Source organism: Vibrio spartinae (genome assembly GCF_024347135.1).
Classification (GTDB): domain Bacteria; phylum Pseudomonadota; class Gammaproteobacteria; order Enterobacterales; family Vibrionaceae; genus Vibrio; species Vibrio spartinae.
Window position 1 is genome coordinate 3,041,586 of record NZ_AP024907.1, and the last position, 22,808, is coordinate 3,064,393.

General features: G+C 44.3%; 21 protein-coding genes. 5 read left to right on the forward strand and 16 right to left on the reverse strand.

Translation table 11 applies throughout. From position 1 onward, the window contains the following. Window positions 1–13: 13 nt before the first annotated feature. On the reverse strand, window positions 14–220 hold the full coding sequence (locus tag OCU60_RS13650) for a DUF1127 domain-containing protein (protein WP_074371753.1): 207 nt from the start codon (window positions 218–220) through the stop codon (window positions 14–16). Between the two features lie 100 nt (window positions 221–320). Here OCU60_RS13650 and OCU60_RS13655 point away from each other — a divergent pair, with 100 nt between their 5' ends. Continuing rightward, the gene (locus tag OCU60_RS13655; protein WP_074371754.1) at window positions 321–1,259 is read left to right on the forward strand and encodes a LysR substrate-binding domain-containing protein; all 939 of its coding nucleotides are present in this window, start codon (window positions 321–323) and stop codon (window positions 1,257–1,259) included. Between the two features lie 158 nt (window positions 1,260–1,417). Here OCU60_RS13655 and fusA read toward each other — a convergent pair whose 3' ends face one another. Together fusA and radA are read right to left on the reverse strand one after the other, a co-directional pair. Then, a complete protein-coding gene (gene fusA, locus OCU60_RS13660; protein WP_074371755.1) occupies window positions 1,418–3,505 on the reverse strand; it encodes an elongation factor G in 2,088 nt (695 codons plus the stop codon). 179 nt (window positions 3,506–3,684) lie between these two features. Next, the gene (gene radA / locus OCU60_RS13665; protein ID WP_074371756.1) at window positions 3,685–5,064 is read right to left on the reverse strand and encodes a DNA repair protein RadA; all 1,380 of its coding nucleotides are present in this window, start codon (window positions 5,062–5,064) and stop codon (window positions 3,685–3,687) included. A 136-nt stretch (window positions 5,065–5,200) separates the two neighbouring features. On the opposite strand from radA, the gene OCU60_RS13670 reads away from it, so the two are divergent. Further along, window positions 5,201–7,549, forward strand: coding sequence for a PilZ domain-containing protein (locus OCU60_RS13670; RefSeq protein WP_074371757.1), 2,349 nt, complete (start codon window positions 5,201–5,203; stop codon window positions 7,547–7,549). A 74-nt stretch (window positions 7,550–7,623) separates the two neighbouring features. Here OCU60_RS13670 and serB read toward each other — a convergent pair whose 3' ends face one another. Continuing rightward, window positions 7,624–8,565, reverse strand: coding sequence for a phosphoserine phosphatase (serB, locus tag OCU60_RS13675; protein ID WP_074371758.1), 942 nt, complete (start codon window positions 8,563–8,565; stop codon window positions 7,624–7,626). 102 nt (window positions 8,566–8,667) lie between these two features. Between serB and OCU60_RS13680 the strand changes: the two genes are divergently transcribed. Further along, entirely contained in the window at window positions 8,668–9,279 is a 612-nt protein-coding gene (locus tag OCU60_RS13680; protein ID WP_074371759.1) for a YtjB family periplasmic protein, read from the forward strand. Window positions 9,280–9,322: 43 nt separating this feature from the next. Here the strand turns inward: OCU60_RS13680 and deoD are convergent, their stop codons facing one another. From deoD to OCU60_RS13715, 7 genes are all read right to left on the reverse strand, one after another. Beyond that, entirely contained in the window at window positions 9,323–10,042 is a 720-nt protein-coding gene (deoD, locus tag OCU60_RS13685; RefSeq protein WP_072956101.1) for a purine-nucleoside phosphorylase, read from the reverse strand. A gap of 30 nt (window positions 10,043–10,072) precedes the next feature. Further along, window positions 10,073–10,852, reverse strand: a complete 780-nt coding sequence (gene deoC / locus OCU60_RS13690; protein ID WP_074371760.1) for a deoxyribose-phosphate aldolase — start codon at window positions 10,850–10,852, stop codon at window positions 10,073–10,075. A 212-nt stretch (window positions 10,853–11,064) separates the two neighbouring features. Then, on the reverse strand, window positions 11,065–12,327 hold the full coding sequence (locus OCU60_RS13695) for a NupC/NupG family nucleoside CNT transporter (RefSeq protein WP_074371761.1): 1,263 nt from the start codon (window positions 12,325–12,327) through the stop codon (window positions 11,065–11,067). A 748-nt stretch (window positions 12,328–13,075) separates the two neighbouring features. Continuing rightward, on the reverse strand, window positions 13,076–13,903 hold the full coding sequence (locus OCU60_RS13700) for a TatD family hydrolase (protein WP_074371763.1): 828 nt from the start codon (window positions 13,901–13,903) through the stop codon (window positions 13,076–13,078). Continuing rightward, window positions 13,872–14,015, reverse strand: a complete 144-nt coding sequence (locus OCU60_RS13705) for a DUF5363 family protein (RefSeq protein ID WP_159439441.1) — start codon at window positions 14,013–14,015, stop codon at window positions 13,872–13,874. Before OCU60_RS13705 ends, OCU60_RS13700 begins: the two co-directional genes overlap by 32 nt. 19 nt (window positions 14,016–14,034) lie before the next feature. Continuing rightward, the gene (gene yaaA / locus OCU60_RS13710) at window positions 14,035–14,808 is read right to left on the reverse strand and encodes a peroxide stress protein YaaA (RefSeq protein ID WP_074371764.1); all 774 of its coding nucleotides are present in this window, start codon (window positions 14,806–14,808) and stop codon (window positions 14,035–14,037) included. A 165-nt stretch (window positions 14,809–14,973) separates the two neighbouring features. Next, window positions 14,974–16,401 carry an alanine/glycine:cation symporter family protein gene (locus OCU60_RS13715; protein WP_074371765.1) on the reverse strand — a complete coding sequence of 476 codons (1,428 nt, stop codon included), beginning with the start codon at window positions 16,399–16,401 and terminating at the stop codon, window positions 14,974–14,976. Between the two features lie 673 nt (window positions 16,402–17,074). On the opposite strand from OCU60_RS13715, the gene OCU60_RS13720 reads away from it, so the two are divergent. Beyond that, the gene (locus OCU60_RS13720) at window positions 17,075–17,254 is read left to right on the forward strand and encodes a DUF3545 family protein (RefSeq protein WP_074371766.1); all 180 of its coding nucleotides are present in this window, start codon (window positions 17,075–17,077) and stop codon (window positions 17,252–17,254) included. 39 nt (window positions 17,255–17,293) lie between these two features. Here OCU60_RS13720 and OCU60_RS13725 read toward each other — a convergent pair whose 3' ends face one another. The 3 genes from OCU60_RS13725 to nfo all read right to left on the reverse strand — a co-directional run bounded on the left by OCU60_RS13725 (window position 17,294) and on the right by nfo (window position 19,772). After that, window positions 17,294–17,845, reverse strand: a complete 552-nt coding sequence (locus tag OCU60_RS13725) for a hemerythrin domain-containing protein (protein ID WP_074371767.1) — start codon at window positions 17,843–17,845, stop codon at window positions 17,294–17,296. A 102-nt stretch (window positions 17,846–17,947) separates the two neighbouring features. Then, on the reverse strand, window positions 17,948–18,625 hold the full coding sequence (gene ung, locus OCU60_RS13730) for a uracil-DNA glycosylase (RefSeq protein ID WP_074371768.1): 678 nt from the start codon (window positions 18,623–18,625) through the stop codon (window positions 17,948–17,950). Window positions 18,626–18,893: 268 nt separating this feature from the next. Continuing rightward, window positions 18,894–19,772: a deoxyribonuclease IV gene (gene nfo, locus OCU60_RS13735; protein WP_074371769.1), complete on the reverse strand. Its 879-nt coding sequence runs from the start codon at window positions 19,770–19,772 to the stop codon at window positions 18,894–18,896. Window positions 19,773–20,076: 304 nt separating this feature from the next. On the opposite strand from nfo, the gene grcA reads away from it, so the two are divergent. After that, entirely contained in the window at window positions 20,077–20,454 is a 378-nt protein-coding gene (gene grcA / locus OCU60_RS13740; RefSeq protein ID WP_074371770.1) for an autonomous glycyl radical cofactor GrcA, read from the forward strand. A gap of 98 nt (window positions 20,455–20,552) precedes the next feature. On the opposite strand, the gene thrC is transcribed toward grcA, so the two are convergent. Both thrC and thrB read right to left on the reverse strand, forming a co-directional pair. Further along, complete coding sequence (gene thrC, locus OCU60_RS13745) at window positions 20,553–21,836, reverse strand: threonine synthase (RefSeq protein ID WP_074371771.1); 1,284 nt, start codon at window positions 21,834–21,836, stop codon at window positions 20,553–20,555. After that, window positions 21,833–22,804 (reverse strand): homoserine kinase, encoded by a 972-nt coding sequence (thrB, locus tag OCU60_RS13750; RefSeq protein WP_074371772.1) that lies wholly within the window; start codon window positions 22,802–22,804, stop codon window positions 21,833–21,835. The genes thrC and thrB overlap by 4 nt, the downstream gene beginning before the upstream one ends. Window positions 22,805–22,808 lie beyond the last annotated feature (4 nt).

Here is a 22,808-nt window from a genome sequence, read left to right on the forward strand (position 1 = left end):
GAATCACCGTCGATTAATCCCAGAAAGATTTTTGACACTCGGTGTGAGCATCTTCCCGGGTCAGACCAATGTCTTCCAACAGATGTTCCGGCAATTCTGATAATTGTTGGCGTGTCTGATAATTGCGCTGCCATTGTTTTATCAAAGAGTAGATATTCTTAACCCAAAAACGATAAGTATCAATCAAAGGCGGTTGAATTTTATTGACAATAACGTTCATAGTTTTTCCTTGATATATGGTGTTTTCGTGGTTAAATAATCGTCGAAAATAGTTCGTGGCACAAACGATAAAATCTGACACTCAATTAAGGAAAACTTAAGTGAAAAGTCGCCTACCTCCTTTACAATCTGTCTATTATTTTTACATGGCGGCACAAGCAGGCAGCTTCAAAATTGCGTCCGAGCAGCTCTTTGTCAGTGCCGCTGCAATCAGCCAGCAAATTCGTCAACTAGAAGAGTGGTTAAAGTGTGAATTGTTCATTCGTCAGCACAGGCGAGTCCATCTGACAACAGAAGGACAGATCCTATATAAATATGCTCAAAAAGGGTTTTCCGAACTCTATGCTGGAATACAACATCTAACGCAGGATTCGTCACCGAATCAGCTCTCGATTTCCACTCATCCGGCTTTCGCCCAACACTGGCTTGTTCCCAAACTTCAAGAGTTCAGACAAATACATCCAGATATCATACTGCTGATCGATCCAAAAGATGCATTGGTGACATTTCAGGATGATTCAGTTGATCTCTGTATTCGTTATGGACAAGGGAACTATGAAAACCTGACCAGTATCAAATTGATGGATGAAGTGCTCTATCCCGTATGCCATCCTCTCTATCAAAAACAGCATCGCATCGAATCAGTGAATGATTTATATCGTGTTGACTTAATTGAAGATATGATTCCAGATATGAGTTGGGAGCTATGGTTGAACTCTATCGGTGCTCCAACCGGGCGTCCAACCCTTCAATATGAGGGGTCGCTGTTTGTGCTGGAAGGGGCATTAGCCGTACAAGGTGTTGCCCTGATGAAACACACGCTGGCTCATCGCTATATTCAGGAAGGAAAACTCATTCGGATAGGGCATCAAGCCATCCGCTCTCGTTACAGTTACTATATCTGTGCCCCAGAAAGTTACCTGCAAAGAAAAAAGGTCAAAGTCTTCATTGCTTGGATACAAGAACAAATCGCAACTTTCACTCTTTCCGGTTTAAACGAGCTTGATATTATTGAACAGACCATCATCGAACGTACATAAAGCAACATACGTAAGATGTAGATGATGAAAAGGTTCATCGCAGGGCAGGAACTGGAAACCACCACCACAGCCAAAATCAGTTGTTCAGAAATCACAACAAAAAGCCCCGTCTGCTTTCGCTCGCGGGGCTTTGTCGTTAAAGGGTTAACCCGGAAGAATTACTTCTTCGCGTTACGTTCTTTAACTTCAGCGATAACTTTCTCAGCAACGTTTGCTGGACATGCTGCGTATTTTTCGAACTCCATAGAGAACTGACCACGACCTGACGTCATAGTACGCAGTGTACCGATGTAGCCGAACATCTCTGAAAGAGGAACGTCTGCTTTGATCCGTACGCCAGTTGCACCAGCTTGTTGGTCTTTGATCATACCACGACGACGGTTCAGGTCACCGATGACATCACCAACGTTATCGTCTGGTGAGAACACGTCAACTTTCATGATTGGCTCAAGAAGCTGTGCGCCGGCTTTTGGCATTGACTGACGGAATGCGCCTTTCGCTGCGATTTCAAATGCGATTGCAGATGAATCCACTGCGTGGAAGCCACCGTCGAACAGTTCAACTTCAACGTCCAAAGTCGGGAAGCCAGCCAGAACACCGTGCTCCATCATACCTTCGAAGCCTTTCTCGATTGCAGGCCAGAATTCTTTAGGGACGTTACCACCAACAACAGTTGATTTGAACGAGAAGCCAGAGTTTGGCTCACCTGGTTTGATACGGTAGTCGATCTTACCGAACTGACCAGAACCACCAGACTGTTTCTTGTGCGTGTAGCTGTCTTCGATTTCTTTGGTAATCGTTTCACGGTAAGCAACCTGAGGTGCTCCCACTTCCAGATCAACGCCGTAAGTCCGTTTCAGGATGTCTACTTTGATGTCCAGGTGAAGTTCGCCCATACCTTTCAGGATGGTTTCGCCTGAATCTTCATCAGTTTCAACCTGGAATGATGGATCTTCTGCAACCATCTTACCGATCGCGATACCCATTTTCTCAGTAGAACCTTTATCTTTCGGAGAAACCGCGATAGAGATTACCGGTGTTGGGAAGATCATTGGCTCAAGTGTACATTCGTGTTTTGGATCACACAGCGTGTGACCGGTCTGAACGTTCTTCATACCAACAACTGCGATGATATCACCCGCTTGTGCTGAAGTGATTTCAGTACGGTCATCAGCCTGCATCTCAACCATACGGCCGATACGCTCTGTTTTACCAGTTGCAGAGTTGAGAATGGTATCACCTTTCTTCATCACACCTGAGTAGATACGGATGAAAGTCAGAGCACCGAAGCGGTCATCCATGATCTTGAATGCCAGCGCTTTCAAAGGTTCTGCTGCGTCTACTTTTGCCACTTCGCCAGTTGGTTCACCAGTTTGTGGATCAGTCAGTTCCTGCGGATCAACTTCTGTTGGGTTTGGCAGATAATCAACAACTGCGTCCAGAACCAGCTGAACACCTTTGTTCTTAAATGCAGAACCACAGTAAGTTGGGAAAAATACTAGGTCACGTGTCCCTTTACGGATACAACGTTTGATGTCTTCGATAGAAGGTTCTTCGCCGTCCATGTAAGCCATCATTAGATCGTCGTCTTGCTCAACAGCAGTTTCAATCAGGTACTCACGATATTCTTCTACCTGATCAACCATATCTGCTGGAACATCTTTGATTTCGTAGTTTTCTGGCAGACCTGTGTCATCCCATACATACGCTTGACGAGATAATACGTCAACAACGCCGACGAATTCATCTTCGCGGCCGATAGGCAAAGTCATTACCAGAGGAGTCGCAGCCAGTACACTCTTCACTTGCTCAATAACGCGGAAGAAGTCTGCACCCATGCGGTCCAGTTTGTTTACGAAGATCAGACGAGATACTTCTGATTCGTTCGCGTAACGCCAGTTGGTTTCTGATTGTGGTTCAACACCACCAGAACCACAGAATACACCGATACCGCCATCAAGAACTTTCAGTGAACGGTATACTTCTACTGTAAAGTCAACGTGTCCAGGAGTATCGATAACGTTTAGACGGTGGTTTTTCCACTCACAAGTTACCGCAGCTGATTGGATAGTAATACCGCGCTCTGCTTCCTGTTCCATGAAGTCCGTAGTAGATTCACCATCGTGAACCTCACCAGTTCTATGGATTTTACCAGTAAGCTTAAGAATACGCTCAGTGGTAGTGGTTTTACCCGCGTCAACGTGCGCGAAAATACCAATGTTTCTGTATTTCGATAAATCTGCCATTGTCTTACTCTGTTAATAAGGTATAAAGTGCGCGCAGAGTATATCATAATCCATCAAGACTGATAGCCCCGCTCGCGGTTTGGTGAAAAATATTTTCCATCGCCTTATTTAAAGGTGATTTACAATATTTTTGCTGGTTATTCATCTGAGAAACAAGCTAAATTTCTCAATCAGTGCTGTTAAAGCTCATCAAATGCCTGAATCGCATCGGCCAATTTTTTCACCGCATGGATTTGCATCCCTTCAATACCACCTTTCGGCATATTTGCATGAGGAATAATGGCTTTTTTAAACCCATGTTTAAAAGCTTCATTTAACCGCTCCTGTCCACTCGGCACAGGACGGATCTCTCCCGCGAGCCCGACTTCACCAAAAATGACCACATCTTTGGGTAAAGCCCGGTCTCGAAAACTCGATAATAATGCCATCACCAGTGCCAGATCCGCACTGGTTTCGGTCACTTTCACGCCACCGACGACATTCACAAACACATCTTGATCAGCCATCATCAGACCACCGTGCTTATGTAAAACAGCCAGAAGTAAAGAAAGACGGTTTTGCTCAAGGCCGACAGCCACCCGGCGCGGGTTCGCAAGTTGTGAGTAGTCCACCAGCGCTTGAATCTCGACCAAGAGTGGGCGCGTGCCTTCCCAGACCACCATGACAGAACTACCGGATGTTTCTTCTTCACCTCTGGATAAAAATATAGCAGAGGGATTACTGACTTCTCTCATACCTTGCCCGGTCATCGCAAAAACGCCCAGCTCGTTCACAGCCCCAAAGCGGTTTTTGTGACTTCTGAGCGTTCTGAAGCGACTGTCTGTCCCGCCATCCAATAACACTGAGCAGTCAATAATATGTTCAAGCACTTTCGGCCCTGCCAACGTTCCATCTTTTGTTACGTGGCCGACAATAAATAGCGCAACATGATTTTGTTTCGCATAACGAGTTAATGCCGTGGCTGATTCCCGGACTTGAGAGACACTGCCCGGTGATGACTGAACATCAGCAACATGCATCACTTGAATCGAGTCAATCACCATAACCTTCGGCTGCTCTTGTTCTGCAATCTGGCAGATTCGATCAACACTGGTTTCAGATAACATTCGGAGCCGATCTTTCGGCAATCCTAAACGAGAAGCTCGCATTGCAACCTGCTGGAGCGACTCCTCACCGGTGACATACAGCGTCGAAACCCCACTGGCGAGATAGCACATGACCTGTAACAATAACGTTGATTTCCCAGCCCCCGGATTGCCACCAATCAGGATTGCAGCACCGGGAACGACCCCCCCACCCAAAACACGGTCTAATTCTTTAAACCCACAGGTAAAACGAGGCACTTCTTGTAGGTCAATATCAGCCAATGTTTGAACTTTGGCTTCAGTCACGTCACCTGCATAACCACTCAATCGCTCATTCCGAGAAACCTGAGGAGAGGCAGCCAACCGGACTTCCGTAATGGTATTCCATGCGCCACATGCATTACATTGCCCTTGCCAGCGAGGAAAATCCGCACCACAATCATTACAAACGTATGCTCTTTTTGTCTTCGCCATATCCCCTCAACTCGACTATGGAATGTGATTCAGTATACAGTTTAATTCGAGCAAACCCGAAAATAACAAATAACTCATTAAATTATTGACGAAAAAAGCCGATAATTATTTCAGAGCGTGGACATCATAAATAATTATGCAAAAAACAGAAATTAGATCTATCGCGGAAAAATTAATTCCAGCTTATAAGTCAGAGGATTTTGAAAAAATTCTGTCACAGATGACGGAAGGTGAACAGCCCTCTGTCAAATTACTTGTAAAAATGGAGCTGAATCGAGTCATGGGCCCTTGCACCAAGATCGTCGATCTCCGTGGACGTGTTCAGGGTGAATGTCGAGAATATCTCCTTAATGGCCTGCATCACTGGCTCGATGACGTCGCTTTCAATGACTATTACAAATATATCAAAAAATTTGGCGGTTATACCGAAGGTGTATGGGAAGCACTTTATAATACCCGTAATAATTTTCGGATTATGAAAGAGAGAAATGCCGACAACCAACCCAGCCTTACCGATTCAGAGAGTCCTTTTGAAGTAGAAACAATTCAATTAGGCTACGATCTGAAGCGCAGAGAAAACCGGATGAAGCTAGCTTCACAGGTTGATATCATGTTATCAAATGGGCAGCCGATTGTTGCTGTTACACTCGATTTCTCTCCTTCTGGGGCAAAAATCAAAGTGCCTGCGGCATTTGATTATAAACTGGGAGAAAGCATCCAGCTTCATTTCTTGGAACTTGAGCAAAAACACCCGCACCTTGAAGGCCTCCAATCGCCAATCGAGTATCGTATACTCGGTATCGATGAATCTCTTGAAAATGATGCGGTAAAGTTTCTTCGGCTGATCAAACTGACTGAAACACAGGTAATCGAGCAAGTTATTCAAGAGCACCTGTTCAATGAAACTCAGAAAGCGCGCCATGATAATCAAGATAAAATCATGCGGGCCAGAACCCGAGCCTACGAACATACATTTCTGAAGCATGCTTGCCAGCTCCCGGTGTTTTTTGAAGGCGATGAGCTCAAAGTTGTTCTTTTGACCGAAAGCAACCACAATATCTGGCAGTATTGGCATGATGAAAGAAATCAGCAATCGCTGGGCAATCTGTTTAACCAGCAACGAATGTCGCTGCTTGCAAAACAAGGTGTGAGCGTAAGTAGTAATACTCTCTATACCTTTAAACATGACTATCAAGAAAAATGTTTGTTTTTTTCCATGATGAAGTCAGAAACGACTCCCGAATTGCGCAAATTATTTTGGCACATTGGTGCAAAAAAGGAATCGTGGCGAGCTTTCCGAGTTTCAATGTTTGAGCTCAGCGCTCAGGAACGGGAAAGTCTTACCACAGAATCACCGGAGCTGACGAAGCACCTTTCATCACTGACTCACTGTGGAATATTGCAAGAAATCGGTAATCCAGAAACCGCTGCAGATTACCTGCTGGTCGATAAACCGAAAATGGCCAGCAGTGAATTAAATATTTTCCGTCACCCAAGAAAAGTGAATGGTTATCCTATTTCAATCTTCTTTGATGCCCGCTCTCAGCGCAAGGAGCCCCGCTATCGGCTGAGCTCTCCGGTCTCAATCGAAACCGCTCAAGGCGATGTCATCAGCGGTAAAACCATTGATCTGTCCAAACGGGGCGTTTACATCACCCTTGAAACTCCCGTTGTCCTGAAGGTCGGGGATCCGATCAATGTCGATTTTATTGAACTCAAACTCTATAACAAGAAATTACCGCTGGCTCAGGTCCCCTATCAAGTCGCCCGAATCACACCAAATGGTCAGCGTATTCAGCTCTCCATTCAAGAAGATAGTCAAACTATAAAAATCATTCGTTTTTTCAGCCGCTTAATTGAAAGTAACCGAGATAAGTTAATCGAAAATGACGAAATACGCCCCTCCTTAGCACTACTTGAGGGGCTGCATCATATTCTCTTGGATAAGATTGTCTGCTCACCGATTTTTGTCGAACGACAGGGCGCTTATCTCAAAACCACAGCAATTGGGGTCCGTAGTCCACTCGCATCCTATCAGGTGTTGCTGGCAAAACTCGGGCATAGGGAAGGCTATATGTCTCTAGATCCGATTTTCAAAGGACATAGTAATACCCTGATCGCGCAACCAATGAAACATGTTGACGGCGCACAACCTCACCATTTTGATATTTATTTCTCCGTCAAGAAATTCGGGAGTCGGATTCAGTCGATTGAAACGCGCTTGTTATCTGATTTTACAACCACCCAAGAACGAATCTCCTTCATTCAGGAATCATTAGTGATGGGTGATATTTATATTCTCAGGTATTGTGCAATCGCGGTATTCCATCCAGTGGCAACATTACTACGTTCCGATCTGGATGAGTTGTCACTGATTAGTATCCATCATGCCAAAACCATCGAAAAATCGATTGCTTCGATCGTCGGTTATGGTGAATTTTTTGATATTACCGAAGAAGTGCTACTCCGTCTGGAAGTCAACTAATTCAGCATTGGAAGGGGCGCAAGATACGAGTACTATTCGTATCTTGCCGCTCATAAAGACGGTAATACGCTTGATTAAGACTGTAATACCAAACTTGCTGATAAAATACAGAGGATGCCGCCCAACTGCGCATAGCGAATCGCCGACTGAGCCTGAGCTTCGACTTTCGGTTTCGCATGGAACGCAATTCCCAATCCGGCAGCATCCATCATCACCAAATCATTGGCACCATCACCAACCGCAACTGTATTGGCTGATTGAAGACCATACTGCGTCGTCAGACTGCGTAAAATGTCGGCTTTGGTCTGCGCAGAAACAACCTCACCTAACACCTCACCCGTCAGTTGACCATCGACAATTTCCAGTACATTAGACTGCGCGAAATCCAGCGCAAGCATCTCTTGCAGGTAATCAGAGAAATAAGTAAACCCACCGGACGCAATCGCGGTTCGCCAACCGAAATCTTTTAATGCCGAGATCAACTCGCGTAATTCCGGCATCAAAGGGAGAACCGCCCGAACCTGTGCGAGAATATTCGCATCCGCACCGGTTAACTGAGCAACACGCTGACGGAGACTCTGCTCAAAATCAAGCTCTCCCTGCATTGCTCGCTCTGTGACTGCTGAGACTTCTGTTCCAACCCCGGCCAGTTTGGCGATCTCATCAATGCATTCAATCTGAATGGCTGTCGAGTCCATATCCATGAGTAACAAACCCGGTTGACTTAAATCGGGGAGCGCTTCGACACGGGCATAATCAACCTGCAACTGTTGAAGGATCTTTTCATGAGAGATGGTTAAATCACTTGCCATTAAAGCGACATCATAGTGACCAACCCGCCAAATCCGATTGATCGGATTCAACATGCCGGTTAATTCATCAAGCTGAGTAAAAAAATCAGGAGACAGGGAGGCACTGTATAAAATCCAGTTCGCCTGAACATTTTGTATCCGTTGCTGTAACTGTTCAGCGAGTGCCGTCTTTTGTGTGATTAACAATGTCTTTTGCGAGTTCATGAAATTTACCTGTAATGAAAGTAACCCGACGTTAACCTATTGCAATTTAAAAACGCAAGTATCAATATGACTTCTGATAAAAATTCTAGTGGTTAAGGTACGATGAGTGGTTCCCTGTTCTCGCTACGTGTAGTTCTACGCATCATTGCAGTCCTCAGTGTTGTCATGATGTTTGTCTTTACCGCTGAAAACAGCGTGATGATCAGTAAAGGCAATGAGAAAATTCAGACTAATCAGCTGGAGACTCTGACCAAACTATTGATCTCACAGGCCTCGCTCACGGCCAGTAGCTTTTTAGCGGAGCAGGATGAAGAGAAACTAAAATCTCTGACCAATCAACTGGCGCGTAATCGATTAGTATTTGACGCAACGATTTATGATGCGGAAGGTGTGCAAATTGCCGCAAGCGACTCGGCACTCAGCGTGAGAGATGTCTTAGGTCTGGATACACCGCTGAAAACAGCAAGCATTGGCAGGCAACAATTGGTTGAACCGGTGTTACACGATAACAACGTGATCGGTTTCATTCGCATTACTTTTGAAACGGGAAAAGTAACGGCTATATCTGATCACCATTACCGGAAAAGTGATCGTTATATGTATTTAATGATCTTGGCAAGCTTTACCAGCGGTATTCTGCTGACTCTATTACTCGGTCGTCAAAAAAGACGCGCCCGTCAAGGTGAAAATTTACTGTTAAAAAATGCAGGGTGACCACTGTCACCCTGCCCGTTCAATCACTCAACAGAGTCAAGTCTTACTGCGCGTCACCAATCAATACGGATTCAAGCGCAATTTCAATCATATCGTTAAATGTCGTTTGACGCTCCTGAGCGGTAGTCTGTTCGCCAGTCTTGATATGATCGGATACGGTACAAATCGTTAGTGCTTTCGCACCATATTCAGCAGCAACACCATAAATACCGGCAGCTTCCATCTCTACACCGATAATGCCGTATTTATCCATGACATCAAACATGTCTGGATCGGGTGTATAAAATAGCTCTGCTGAAAACAGGTTACCGACTTTCACATCGACACCGCGCGCTTTGGCGGCTTCTTCAGCCGCTTTCACCATCTGATAATCCGCAATAGCCGAAAAGTCATGATTTTTAAAGCGGATACGATTTACTTTTGAGTCGGTACAAGCCCCCATTCCGATGACCACATCACGGATATGAACATCTGAACGAACCGCCCCACAGCTACCAACCCGAATCACTTTCTTGACACCAAAATCTTTAATCAGCTCCGTGACATAAATAGAACAAGATGGAATGCCCATACCATGCCCCATCACAGAGATCTTCCGCCCTTTATACGTTCCGGTATAACCGAACATATTTCTCACGTCGCAAACTTGTACGACATCATCTAAAAAGGTTTCAGCAATATATTTTGCTCTCAGTGGATCTCCCGGCATCAAGACGACATCGGCAAAATCTCCCATTTCAGCATTAATATGTGGCGTAGCCATTTTTTCTCCTTAACGAACGATCAGATCTGATTAATATGAATCAGAATTTTGAGAAACTTCTGTGCCTTCCAATGTTGCCAACAGAGCATTTAACAAACTGGATGCACCAAAACGGTAGTGGCGACTGTCGGCCCACGATTCACCCATTATTTCGTCAGCCATCGACAGGTAAAGCGCAGCATCTTGTGCAGTTCTTACGCCACCGGCTGGTTTAAAGCCAACTTGATCAGCAACACCCAGATCGCGGATCACTTCCAACATCATTCTGGCATACGCAGGCGTTGCATTTTCTGCCACTTTCCCGGTTGATGTTTTAATAAAATCGGCACCCGCGCGAATCGCGATTTCAGAAGCTTGTTTAATCAGTGCTTCTGTTTTTAATTCACCCGTTTCAATAATCACTTTGAGCAGTACATCACCACCACAAGCCGTTTTACATTGTTTGACTAAGTCGAAACCAACCTGCTCATTCCCGCTCATTAAAGCACGGTAAGGAAAAACAACATCGACCTCATCCGCACCGTAAGCAACCGCTGCCCGGGTTTCTGCAACCGCAGATTCAATATCATCGCGTCCATGAGGGAAATTAGTGACCGTTGCGATCCTGATATCCGGTGTGCCTTGCTCTCGGAGCATTTTTTTAGCAATCGGAATAAAGCGAGGATAAATACAAATAGCGGCAGTTGTTCCAAAAGTCGTCTTTGCACTCTGGCACAATGAAATCACTTTTTCTTCAGTATCATCGTCATTCAACGTGGTTAAATCCATTAAGGTTAACGCCCGTTGAGCAGCTGACTGTAATTCGTTCATACACCACTCCGTTTTAATAAACCATCTCAAATCGACATCCGACCATTTTATCTCACCAACAAGTCTGGGATATAGGAGAATAACCTCTCTATCAATCACGCAATCGGTTTGTATCTCATTATATGATTGGCAATTAAAATCGTCACAAATAAAAAATGCCTCAAGGTATCACCCCTGAGGCACATTTCATCATGAGTGTTCATCCACTCTCACTAAAAAGAGAGGAAGAATCCGGCAATCGTTGCAGCCATCAGATTAGATAATGTTCCAGCAATGACAGCCTTCACACCCATCCGGGCAATATCATGTCTCCGGGTCGGTGCAATGCCCCCCAAACCGCCTAACAAAATGGCAATTGAAGATAAATTAGCAAAACCACATAGAGCAAAAGAGATAATTGCAGTTGTTTTCTCTGACATCACTTGCCCTGTCGCAGCAACAAGCTGAGCATGATCACCCATATAAGGCACAAAGTTGGAATAAGCGACAAACTCATTCAACACAATTTTTTGCCCAATAAATGAACCGGCTGTTGTTGCTTCTGCCCAAGGAACACCAATGATAAAGGCCAATGGCGAGAACAACCAGCCAAGAAGCAAATTCAAAGAAAGTTCAGGCATCCCGAACCAACCACCGATACCGCCAAGCATACCGTTGACCAAAGCAATCAAGCCGATAAATGCCAGTAACATTGCACCGATATTTAACGCCAGCTGCATCCCTGTCGATGCACCACTTGCTGCGGCATCAATCAAGTTCGATGGTTTGTCATTGCCTTCGTCAAAATCCGTCATTTCCTGACTATCTGGCGTTTCGGTTTCTGGTTTCATAAGTTTCGCAAACAGTAAACCACCGGGTGCGGCCATAAAAGATGCAGCAACCAGAAACTCCAAACGAACCCCCATCGCAGCGTATCCGGCAAGTACGCTGCCCGCAATCGAAGCTAAACCACCACACATGATGGCAAATAGCTCAGACTGTGTCATTTTCGATACGTAAGGACGCACCACTAATGGTGCCTCGGTTTGCCCGACGAAGATGTTTGCAGCCGCAGACATGGATTCCGCACGAGATGTCCCCAATGCTTTCTGCAACGCACCACCAATGATTTTAATGGCAACCGGCATAACACCGATGTAGTACAGCACCGCAATCAGAGAGCAGAAGAACACAACAGCCGGGAGCACTTGAAACGCGAAGATGAAACCTAATCCATCAACCGAAAAGTTCACTAAGCTGCCGAACAAGAACCCTGTGCCGTCCTTGCCGTAATTAATGACGTTCTGCACACCAGCGGTTAATCCCGCCAGAAGATCGCGTCCCCAAGGGTTATAAAGAATAAAACCACCTAATAAAAATTGGATGGCAAAAGCACCGCCAACCGTTCTAAAATTGATCGCTTTACGATTATCTGAAAGCAGAAAGGCAATTCCAATGAGAACAACCATTCCCACTAAGCTCATAAACAAGCCCATAGTTTATGAATCCTTATATGTGAATTATTCGTTTGAGTGGAGGAAGACGTTTCGGTGGCGGATTATACGATGCCCCAAACCAAAAGCAATTACGGGTCACACATTTATCCACAAAAGAAAAATCATTCACCACAATTATTGATGCTAATCACAAAAACTGCCAAACCAAAAACCATTCAACGTCATCAGTTAACAAAAAGTCAACATCAAGCAAACAAGGTTATATGCAATAGACATACAATACGACAATTTGCAGATATCAAACGATTGCACCAAAAAATAGAATCAGTCAGCAAAAATAACCATATCAGATAAACCATTCGAGAATTTTGTGGCATATCAAATATTACATTATATAGAAATATCAACTATTTGATGTTGAATGTTCTTGCCCTTGAAACTGCACCAAAATGAAACAAAATTAATTAAATTACAAAAATAAACGATATGAGTAGCAAAAAATCACATCTTTTATGATAAAACATGCCGATTTTAACAAAAAATAAACACAAACAGTTAAATACCACATTAAACGTCAATAAAAACGTGATCTACATTAAAAAGCCATTCTTTTACTGACTCAATCGATAGGCTCATCGTCTACCTATTGATGTATTTATAAATGCATTCAGTGAATATGTTGATATTAAAGGTAGACCAAGAATGGTCTTTCAATAACGGGATATAGAAATATAAAAGAGAAAAATGAAGGGGCTTATCGCTCAATAAGAAGTATGTTTTAAACCAGTCAGTCCGCGTCAAGGCCAAAGATCTGATGGCTGTTCAGCCATAAGCGCTCGGCAATATCTGTGACTGCACACGCCCTCAGCTGCGCCAAAGCTTGCAAAACCAGTGGTAAATATTTGGGGTGATTTGACTGCCCCTGTAATCCGCACAATGGCATATCCGGAGCATCTGTTTCTAGCACCAAAGCCTCTATCGGAAGCTGAGCAACAGCTCGGCGCGTCTTGGCTGCCCTTGAATAGGTAATCACGCCACCAATGCCGATTTTAAATCCCAGTTGAATAAATGCCTGCGCTTGCTGTTCACTGCCTGAAAAGGCATGTAATACACCACCACGGGTAAATTGATGGTATTTGATCAACTGTAACAAGCGAGACTGCGTCTTACGACTATGGAGAATCACCGGTAATCCGGCATTCTGGGCGATACTCAGTTGAGCAATAAAGATCGCTTCCTGAAGCGCCGGCGGAACATCGACAACGGCATCCAATCCACACTCTCCGATTGCAACACAGTTTTCATCAGAAGCGGCCAAACGCGCTTCTAAAAACCGCATGCGTTCAGAGCAGCTCATTTCAGCGCAATCGGTATTTAAAAAATAAGGGTGGAAGCCAAGGGCATAGAAGCATTGCTGCGGTGCGGTGATCGTCAGTTCTTGCACCGCATCCCAGTTACTGATCCCCACCGCAGGAATCAGCAGCCGTGAAACACCGGCATCAGAAGCCTGCTGCCAGTGTAACGTGCTCTCAGACTGAAAGGGCTCAAAATCAAAGTGACAATGCGTATCAAACAATCGCGGCTTAACGATCTTGGCTATGTTCTTGCTTTGCATCGGTCGTTTCACTCCGATAAGGGACACAACTTCGTTTTTGTGCCGGTGTTAAGCCCATACGCAGACACCAGCTATCGTAACGTGCCAGACAACGTTTCAACCAACACCACATCAGTCAATCCTCCGAACAATTATTGTTCTTCCCGTTTAAACACCAACTCGGTTGCTGTGGACTCTCCTGCCTCATAACGATACCCGGCAACATCAAAGTCCAACAATTTCTCTACAGACGAAATCCGATTCTCAATAATATAACGAGCCATCATACCTCTTGCTTTTTTCGCATAGAAACTGATCACTTTATATTGACCATTTTTGCAATCTTTAAACACTGGCGTGATCACTTGGGCATCCAATGCTTTAACATGAACCGATTTAAAATACTCGTTGGATGCGAGATTGACCAAAATGTTATCTCCCTGCGCCTGAATCGCCTCATTGAGCTTTTCAGTAATCACACTCCCCCAAAACTGATAGAGATTACTGCCACGAGGATTGGCCAGTTTGGTCCCCATTTCCAACCGATAAGGTTGCATTAAATCAAGGGGTTTTAGTAAACCATAAAGGCCAGACAACATCCGCAAATGCAACTGAGCATAATCCAGATCATCGTCAGAGAGGGTTTCCGCTTCAAGGCCCGTATAAACATCCCCTTTGAATGCCAGAATCGCTTGACGAGAATTTTCAAAAGAGAATGTGTTTTTCCACTCAGCGAATCGGGCGACATTGAGGCCGGCAATCTTATCACTCACTTTCATCAGTGAAGCAATATCAGCCGGGGTGAGCTGACGACAAACATCAATTAAAACTTCTGAATGTTCGAGCAATTCAGGGAGCGTATGTTTATCGGTCTTTAAAGGCGACTCATAATCCAGTGTTTTAGCGGGGGAAACGACGATTAACATACTCTATTCCTTTCTCTGCTGATCATTATATTGATGTTATATGTATGACGGTCATGACGAACCAGTTTCACAGTGAATCTGGCACGTTCTATTGCATAGCGTACAAAAAAAGCCATGCGTTGTCTGCATGGCTTTTTCAATCCTTATTATTGGTTTTACCGATAATTAATCTTTCGGGTTTTCCCAGATGCCTTCTTCTAACTGAGATTGCAATTCAGGGTAGTCCTTCACATTAAAAGTTGGTAGTTTTCCGGCTTTCAATTGGCGGTTATAGTCTTTTGCCAATTTCACCACAATGCCGGATAACAACAGAATCGCAATCAGATTCACAATTGCCATCAGTCCCATGGAGACATCAGCCATCGACCAAACGGTCGGCAATGTTGCTAAAGAACCAAACATAACCATTGCAAGGAAAACGATCCGGAAAATCGCTAAGCCTCTTTTATTGTTGTGTTCCAAGAACACCAAGTTCGTCTCAGCATAAGAGTAGTTGGCAATAATTGACGTGAAAGCAAAAAAGAAAATGGCAAAGGCAACAAAAATACTGCCCCATGCACCAACCTGAGAATCCAACGCACGCTGGGTTAATTCAATCCCGGTAATTTCACCATGCGGCACGTACTCACCTGACATCAAGATAATCGCAACCGTGGCAGAGCAGATCACGATGGTATCAATAAACACGCCCAGCATCTGTACATACCCCTGAGATGCAGGATGCGGTGGATACGGTGTAGCCGTTGCAGCTGCATTCGGCGCCGACCCCATCCCGGCCTCATTTGAAAACAGTCCACGTTTGACACCATTGATCATCGCTTGAGCAATCATGTAGCCCAAACCACCGGCAGCAGCTTCCTGAAAACCAAAAGCACTTTTAAAAATTAGGCTAAAGACTGCTGGAAGCTTATCAAGATTCGTTAGCATAATGAAAACCGCAATCGCCAAATAGGCCAAAGCCATCACCGGAACAATTAATTCAGCCGTACGAGCAATTTTCCGGATACCACCGAAAATCACAAACGCGGCTAAAATCACAATGCCAATGCCGATATGCATCGGTTCATAACCAAATGCGGTATTCATAGCATTGGTAATCGAGTTGGCCTGCACAGCATTGAAAACCAGACCGAATGCAATCATCAGGAAGATGGAGAACAACACGCCCATCCAACGCATCCCCAAGCCTTTCTCCATGTAATAAGCGGGGCCACCACGATAGTTACCATCGCGATCTTTGGTCTTATACAATTGCGCTAATGTACTTTCGGCAAAGGACGTCGCCATCCCGACCATCGCAGTCATCCACATCCAAAAAATGGCGCCCGGTCCACCGGCTGTCAGTGCCACAGCAACCCCTGCCATGTTTCCGGTTCCGACTCTGGCAGCGAGACTGGTACATAATGCCTGAAAAGAAGAAATGCCTGCCTTATCTGATTTACGGCTATTTTTCAACACACTGAACATATGGCGGAAATGACGAATTTGAATAAATTCAAGTCGGATAGTAAAGTAAATCCCGACGCCCACCAATAGATAAACAAGGATTGACCCCCAAAGCAGGTCATTTAATAAGTTGATTAAGTCTGTCACAAGAACCTCTTTAAGAGTTCAGAGCATAAATTTGCTCTACACCATCACTTGATATGTCCCTATCTTATAATAATTTAATTTAGCAACAGTCCCTGTTGTTTCTCGCATATATATCCGAATAAATCGCAAACACATTCACTCAGCGCGGAAGATAATGCTATCGAATAAACAAAAAATCAATACACAACACTGTTCGCAAAAGCTATTTTTATAATCATACACACAACAAAACAATACGAACTAAAAACAAATAATTAACATTTATTTAAAATAACACTTTACAAACCGGTTAAAAAAAGCGAATTTTAGAGCGACAGAGGCATTGCATGATTCAAGCGTTTCACCAATGTTGACAGTTACCGAAGACGTTACCGAAGACAAGTCACCTGATTCGCTTAGAACATCACCTCAACATTGACACATTCAGTTGTCTATCACTCAAATTTGTTAACAATCTCAGAAAAATTTGCAGTATACTCGCGACGCTCAGTAGCACAAAAAACGTACAGATTTATTTCTCTCAGTATGAAAATAGGGATCTTTGTTCAGAAATAAGTCATCAAATCGAAACAAATGAGAAACATATCATAGATATACTTACTGCGATTGTGATATTTAAGACTCATACAGAGCAGATTTCGTCATAGAGCATACATAATAAAAGAGGCTAATTATGGATGATTTGCACTTTGAAGATATACTTGAAAAAGAGATTAGTAAAATCCGAGTAACCCGCTCTAAACCAACAAAGCGAATGTGGAGAGAAATAGAAGCAATACGCGATAAACGTCGATTACAGAAAGAATTAATGGAAATTGATATCAGTCTTGAACTCGATGATATCGATATCTGAGAAAGTAAAAAGGTTCCCTCTCGGGAACCTTTTTACTTATTACTTACTTTCCAGCATCTCTTCTCTCACGAGCTGAGCGAGCTGTTTATATCGATCTGCAATGGTCTCACCAAAAACGGGGTCATCTTCGTTTTGCGTCCATTTCCCTTCTACATGCTGCCAATCCTCAACAGTAAAGGTCTGCTTAATCAGCGGTAAAATTTCTTTTTCTTCCAAATCCAAATGACGTTTCTGTTCCACAATAAAATCAGATAACTGATTAATAAATACATCCTGAGGGACAATTACGTCCTGCAAAATCATATCAATCACGCCAAGAAACTCATGGGTTTTCTCCGACAGATTACGATGGTCAGCTTCCAGATCAGCGATATACTCCCTTTCCCCGTACTTTTCCATATAGTACTGGTAGATTAAATCCTCTTTTGGATGGTGTGCGGCTTCTGAATGTGAACACAAATAATCGACAATCTCTTTAATCAGGGAATAATTGACCGCCTGTTCATTCTTCAGTGTTTGCAACTTCCGCTTGAGGATGGCTAATAACCGGGTCATGTAACCATGTTCCCGACGAATCCGTTCTATCATCATGTCGCCTCTCCGGTTCATCATATGATAAACAAATTGTATATAACTTATCGGGGAACTGATTTGATTCTGGTCGTAAAAAATACAATTTCTCTCAGTGATGCTCTAATCCAGAATAGGCTGCCAGTTGATCGGTGTCTCACCATGTTCTTGAAGATACTGATTTGCTTTAGAAAAATGTTTACAGCCAAAAAAGCCGCGATGTGCCGATAAAGGAGAAGGATGTGGCGCAGTCAAAACACAATGTTTTTGACGATCAATGAAATGCCCCTTTTTCTGCGCATGAGCGCCCCACAGGAGAAAGACCACGTCTTGCTGATGCTGGTTAATTGCTGCAATCACTTTGTCTGTAAACGTCTCCCAGCCGGTACCTGCATGAGAATGAGCTTGACCTTGTTCGACGGTTAAAACGGTATTAAGCAAGAACACGCCTTGCTCAGCCCAACTTTTCAAATAACCATGCTCCGGTATCGAAAAACCGGGAATATCTTGAACAAGCTCTTTATACATATTGGCTAAGGAAGGCGGTGTTTTCACGCCCGGCAACACCGAAAAACACAGTCCATGAGCCTGATTCGGCCCGTGATACGGATCTTGTCCAAGGATGACAACCTTCACTTCACTGAATTCCGTATAACGAAAAGCGTTAAACACTTCTTTCGCTGGCGGATAAATGACCTTTCCTCGCTGACGCTCTTTTTCTACATAAGTAAGCGTTTCTTGAAAATAAGGCTGTTGTTTTTCCGCACCGATAACATCGTGCCACGTCAGTGAGTGTGTCATGAACCATCCTAAAATAATGTCGAGAATGGTTCTATTCTACTCATAAAAAGAATCGAGTTGCACCAACAAAGAGGTTAATCCGTTTTATCGACCCCGTGGTGGCACAACACTGCGATGACGTCCACCCGGACCAGAAACATGACGGTTCGGTATCGGTAAAGGAGATGACGGGCGGGATATTGAATGGATCATGCATGGCATAACGGCCTCCAGAGACATAATGTCTGAAAATAAAACACCCAATATTCCATGAAAAAAATATGCCAAGTTATGCGGGGACAATTTCTGAATGAACTGTGGCAGCATAATCCCGTAATGTCTGGATTTCTTGCGGCCATAACTCTGGTTTAATTGTCTCTAAAATCAATGGGATATTATTGAATCGTGGGTCTTTGGCTATATATTCAAAACATGTCCAACCAATCATCCCTTCGCCCAATGAATGATGACGATCAACGCGGCCCCCCAGATCGATTTTTGAATCATTAAGATGCATTGCTCTGAGGTAGTGCATCCCAACATGTTGATCAAATTCAGTAAATGTTTGCTGACAAGCTTTTGCCGTTCTCAGATCATATCCAGCGGCAAATAAGTGGCAGGTATCCAGACACACACCGACGCGTTCCTTGTCATCGACCAACTCAATAATTCGAGCCAGATGTTCGAACCGCCAGCCAAGATTACTGCCCTGTCCTGCCGTATTCTCAATCACGGCAATCACTTCAGGCACCTGTTGATGAGCGAGATTAATCGATGCGGCAATGGTTTCCAGACACGCATCTTCACTGATCCGGTTCAGATGACTACCCGGATGAAAATTCAGTAAGCGTAGTCCGAGCAACTGGCACCGCTCCATTTCATCAATGAAAGCAGCCCGTGATTTTTCCAGCTTTTCTGGATCCGGTGTCCCTAAATTAATTAAATAGGAGTCATGCGGCAGAATATGTTGGGGTTCAAATCCATATGTCCGGCAGTTCACCCGAAATGCATCAATGGAACTTTGCAACAACGGTTTAGCCTGCCACTGCCGCTGATTCTTGGTAAAAAGTGCAAAACTATTCGCACCGATCTCGTATGCACGAAGTGGTGCATTTTCAACACCACCAGCGGCTGAAACATGGGCACCGATAAATTTTTGCTCTTGCATTGAATCACCTCACATCCACGAATTGAGTTGATATACCCATTTCTTCACTCAGTTTTTTGTTGTAAATTTACTACACCAGAATATTTTAAAATAATTTTTAAATATTAAAAAAAATTTAAATTTATATTTTTTAATAGCTTATTGACAAAAATCAATAAAACAGCATCGAACCACCTCGATTTTACTGTTATTTTTTGACTTATATCAATACAATAAGAAAGGTTATTTGCTATACAATACTTAACTCGACTTATTTTGAAAGTTAACACCAATCAGCGCCACATCAGTGGATGAGGAGAAAGCAATGCTTCAAGGTATCCAAATTACAAAAGCCGCGAATGACAATCTGATCAATTCTATCTGGTTACTTGACCAAGAAAAAAACGAAGCACGTTGCATGGCAGCAACCGCCGGTTATCAATACGATCAAGTCATTCCTGCCAGCGATCTGGGTGAGTATGAATCTCGCGAACTCGCTATTGAAAAAGCACCACGTATTGAAGGCGGTCAGCATCTGAACGTCAATGTCTTGAAAAGAGAGACGCTGGAAGATGCTGTTGCACATCCAGAAAAATACCCACAATTAACGATTCGTGTCTCTGGTTATGCCGTGCGTTTCAACTCACTGACTCCGGAACAGCAACGTGACGTCATCGCACGTACTTTCACAGAATCGCTGTAATTTTATGAGAAACCAAGCATAGTCAATAACAACTTGCTTGGATGCCTCGACAGGCCATCAAAAACGGCACCTTTCGGTGCCGTTTTTTTGTGTGATATTTATGACTGGACTCGACGTAAAATCGTTTTCAGTGCCTCAAAATCATCATCAATTTCTTCAGAAAGCAGTGCCATTTGGGCATGTTTTGCCAATGGTCCCGGCAACGGGATATCGGTCTCTAGAATCTCATCGACAACTTCTTTAAATTTCGCAGGATGAGCGGTACAGAGGAATAACCCCGTCTCTCCCGGTTGTCGTTGTTGCTCTAAAGTTCGATAGGCAATCGCACCATGCGGCTCACACAAATAGCCCAACTCATAAAGCTCACGTACCGATGCTGCACTTTGCTCATCCGTAACCGCGCCTTTGCCAAGCGTTTCTAAGCCCCATCCCTGAAGACGGCATAACTCTTCAATGCGTGGCCAGTTATTTGGCTGGCTCACATCCATTGCATTGGATGTCGTGGCAATCGTAGCTTTCGGTTCCCACTTACCGGTTTCCAAATAACGCGGTACAGTATCATTCACATTGGTTGCCGCGATAAAACGCTGAATTGGCAATCCCAATGCTTTGGCTAACATGCCAGCCGTCAAATTACCAAAATTACCACTTGGTACAGAAACAACCAGATTTTCGCGCTCTGCTTTACTCATTTGAGCCGCTGCTTCAAAGTAGTAACAAATCTGAGCCATCAAGCGGCTGATGTTAATTGAGTTGGCAGAATTCAACCCGACTTCATCACGCAGTGCCTGATCATCAAAGGCTTTTTTCACCAAAGCCTGACATGCATCGAAATCACTGTGAATGGCAACGGTATGGATGTTTTTACCCAGTGTGCAGAATAACTTTTCTTGCAACGGACTAATCTTTCCTTTCGGATATAAGATCACAACCTGAATATTCTCCATGCCATAGAAAGCATGTGCCACGGCGGCACCGGTATCACCGGATGTTGCCGTCAGAATGGTGATTTTTCCACCATTTGATACGACAGCCAAGGACTGAGCCATGAAACGCCCCCCAAAGTCTTTAAAAGCCAATGTCGGGCCGTGGAACAGCTCTAATGCGTAAACCTGATCTTTCACCTTCTGGATCGGTGCAGGAAACTGAAACGCATTCTCGACCAAAGTCTTCACCGCTTCAGGAGACAGCTCATCACCAATCAATGCAGACAGAATTTTTGCACTGCGGGAGACAAAATCCTCAGCTAACAATGCATCAATATCATCAAACCGAGGGAGTTCTGATGGGAAAAATAGTCCTTGATTACGGCCAAGCCCCTGACGGACAGCCTGACCAAAAGAAACCTGCTCATCATTCTCTTTAATATTATAAAGCTTCATAGCTTACTTCCTGTCTGTTTGGAGCCTTGCTTATTCAGGCGACAAATATGGACGAATCCACTTTCATTCTGTACATAATTCTGTTCGAGCCATTGAGCGACACGTTCTGCGACATCACGCTCCCGGCAGACACTAAACAACGTTGGACCACTTCCGGAAATCCCCGTTGCTAAAGCACCGGCTGAAGCCGCATACTGGCGAGCCGCAGCAAAACCGGGCAGCAGTTTCTCACGGTATGGTTCGGCAATCACATCTTTAATCATTTTTGCCGCCAACTCCGGCTGATTCGAGTGACAAGCATGGATAAAACCGGACAAATAACGACCATGCGCAATGATGTCCTGACGCCGATATTGGGCCGGTAAAATGGCGCGCGCTTCAGCAGTCGAGACTTTGATTCCCGGATAAGCCATCACCCAGAACCAATCATCAAAACAAGGCACTTCTTGGCTGATAATTCCCAGTTCTTCAATCATCAGTTGCACGCCGCCAAGATAGCACGGTGCAACATTATCATAATGAACGCCACCGGAGATCTGTCCTTCCATCTCGCCCATCAGCGCAAGGAGTTCCGTCTCATTCAAAGGATGACCATGAAACTGATTCAGGGCATCCAATGCTGCCACAATCGAACAGGCGCTCGAGCCAAGTCCTGAGCCGATTGGCATGTTTTTCTCAAGTGTCATTTCAAGCGGTTTTAAATCAACCGCTTTCTTTTTCAGTTCTCGTCCAAAAACAACCCAGCAATCATAGACAATATTGTCTTGCGGATTGGCTGGTAATTTATCCACAAAGCGCCCGACAGCGTTGAGAGAAAACGCAGCCTCGCCGCTTTTCACTTCCACACGATCGCCAAGCAATGTGCCGTCTACCGGAGACACCGCAGCGCCCAGAACATCAAATCCGACACTGACATTGCCGATAGAAGCCGGTGCATAGATCACCACACTCTCTTGTTGTGTGCTCATAAAA

Coding starts and splice junctions, on each gene's coding strand:
- OCU60_RS13650 (WP_074371753.1), bottom strand. CDS start 220: ATGAACGTTATTGTCAATAAAATTCAACCGCCTTTGATTGATACTTAT.
- fusA (WP_074371755.1), bottom strand. CDS start 3,505: ATGGCAGATTTATCGAAATACAGAAACATTGGTATTTTCGCGCACGTT.
- radA (WP_074371756.1), bottom strand. CDS start 5,064: ATGGCGAAGACAAAAAGAGCATACGTTTGTAATGATTGTGGTGCGGAT.
- OCU60_RS13670 (WP_074371757.1), top strand. CDS start 5,201: ATGCAAAAAACAGAAATTAGATCTATCGCGGAAAAATTAATTCCAGCT.
- serB (WP_074371758.1), bottom strand. CDS start 8,565: ATGAACTCGCAAAAGACATTGTTAATCACACAAAAGACGGCACTCGCT.
- OCU60_RS13680 (WP_074371759.1), top strand. CDS start 8,668: ATGAGTGGTTCCCTGTTCTCGCTACGTGTAGTTCTACGCATCATTGCA.
- deoD (WP_072956101.1), bottom strand. CDS start 10,042: ATGGCTACGCCACATATTAATGCTGAAATGGGAGATTTTGCCGATGTC.
- deoC (WP_074371760.1), bottom strand. CDS start 10,852: ATGAACGAATTACAGTCAGCTGCTCAACGGGCGTTAACCTTAATGGAT.
- OCU60_RS13695 (WP_074371761.1), bottom strand. CDS start 12,327: ATGGGCTTGTTTATGAGCTTAGTGGGAATGGTTGTTCTCATTGGAATT.
- OCU60_RS13700 (WP_074371763.1), bottom strand. CDS start 13,903: ATGCAAAGCAAGAACATAGCCAAGATCGTTAAGCCGCGATTGTTTGAT.
- OCU60_RS13705 (WP_159439441.1), bottom strand. CDS start 14,015: ATGTGGTGTTGGTTGAAACGTTGTCTGGCACGTTACGATAGCTGGTGT.
- yaaA (WP_074371764.1), bottom strand. CDS start 14,808: ATGTTAATCGTCGTTTCCCCCGCTAAAACACTGGATTATGAGTCGCCT.
- OCU60_RS13720 (WP_074371766.1), top strand. CDS start 17,075: ATGGATGATTTGCACTTTGAAGATATACTTGAAAAAGAGATTAGTAAA.
- OCU60_RS13725 (WP_074371767.1), bottom strand. CDS start 17,845: ATGATGATAGAACGGATTCGTCGGGAACATGGTTACATGACCCGGTTA.
- ung (WP_074371768.1), bottom strand. CDS start 18,625: ATGACACACTCACTGACGTGGCACGATGTTATCGGTGCGGAAAAACAA.
- nfo (WP_074371769.1), bottom strand. CDS start 19,772: ATGCAAGAGCAAAAATTTATCGGTGCCCATGTTTCAGCCGCTGGTGGT.
- grcA (WP_074371770.1), top strand. CDS start 20,077: ATGCTTCAAGGTATCCAAATTACAAAAGCCGCGAATGACAATCTGATC.
- thrC (WP_074371771.1), bottom strand. CDS start 21,836: ATGAAGCTTTATAATATTAAAGAGAATGATGAGCAGGTTTCTTTTGGT.
- thrB (WP_074371772.1), bottom strand. CDS start 22,804: ATGAGCACACAACAAGAGAGTGTGGTGATCTATGCACCGGCTTCTATC.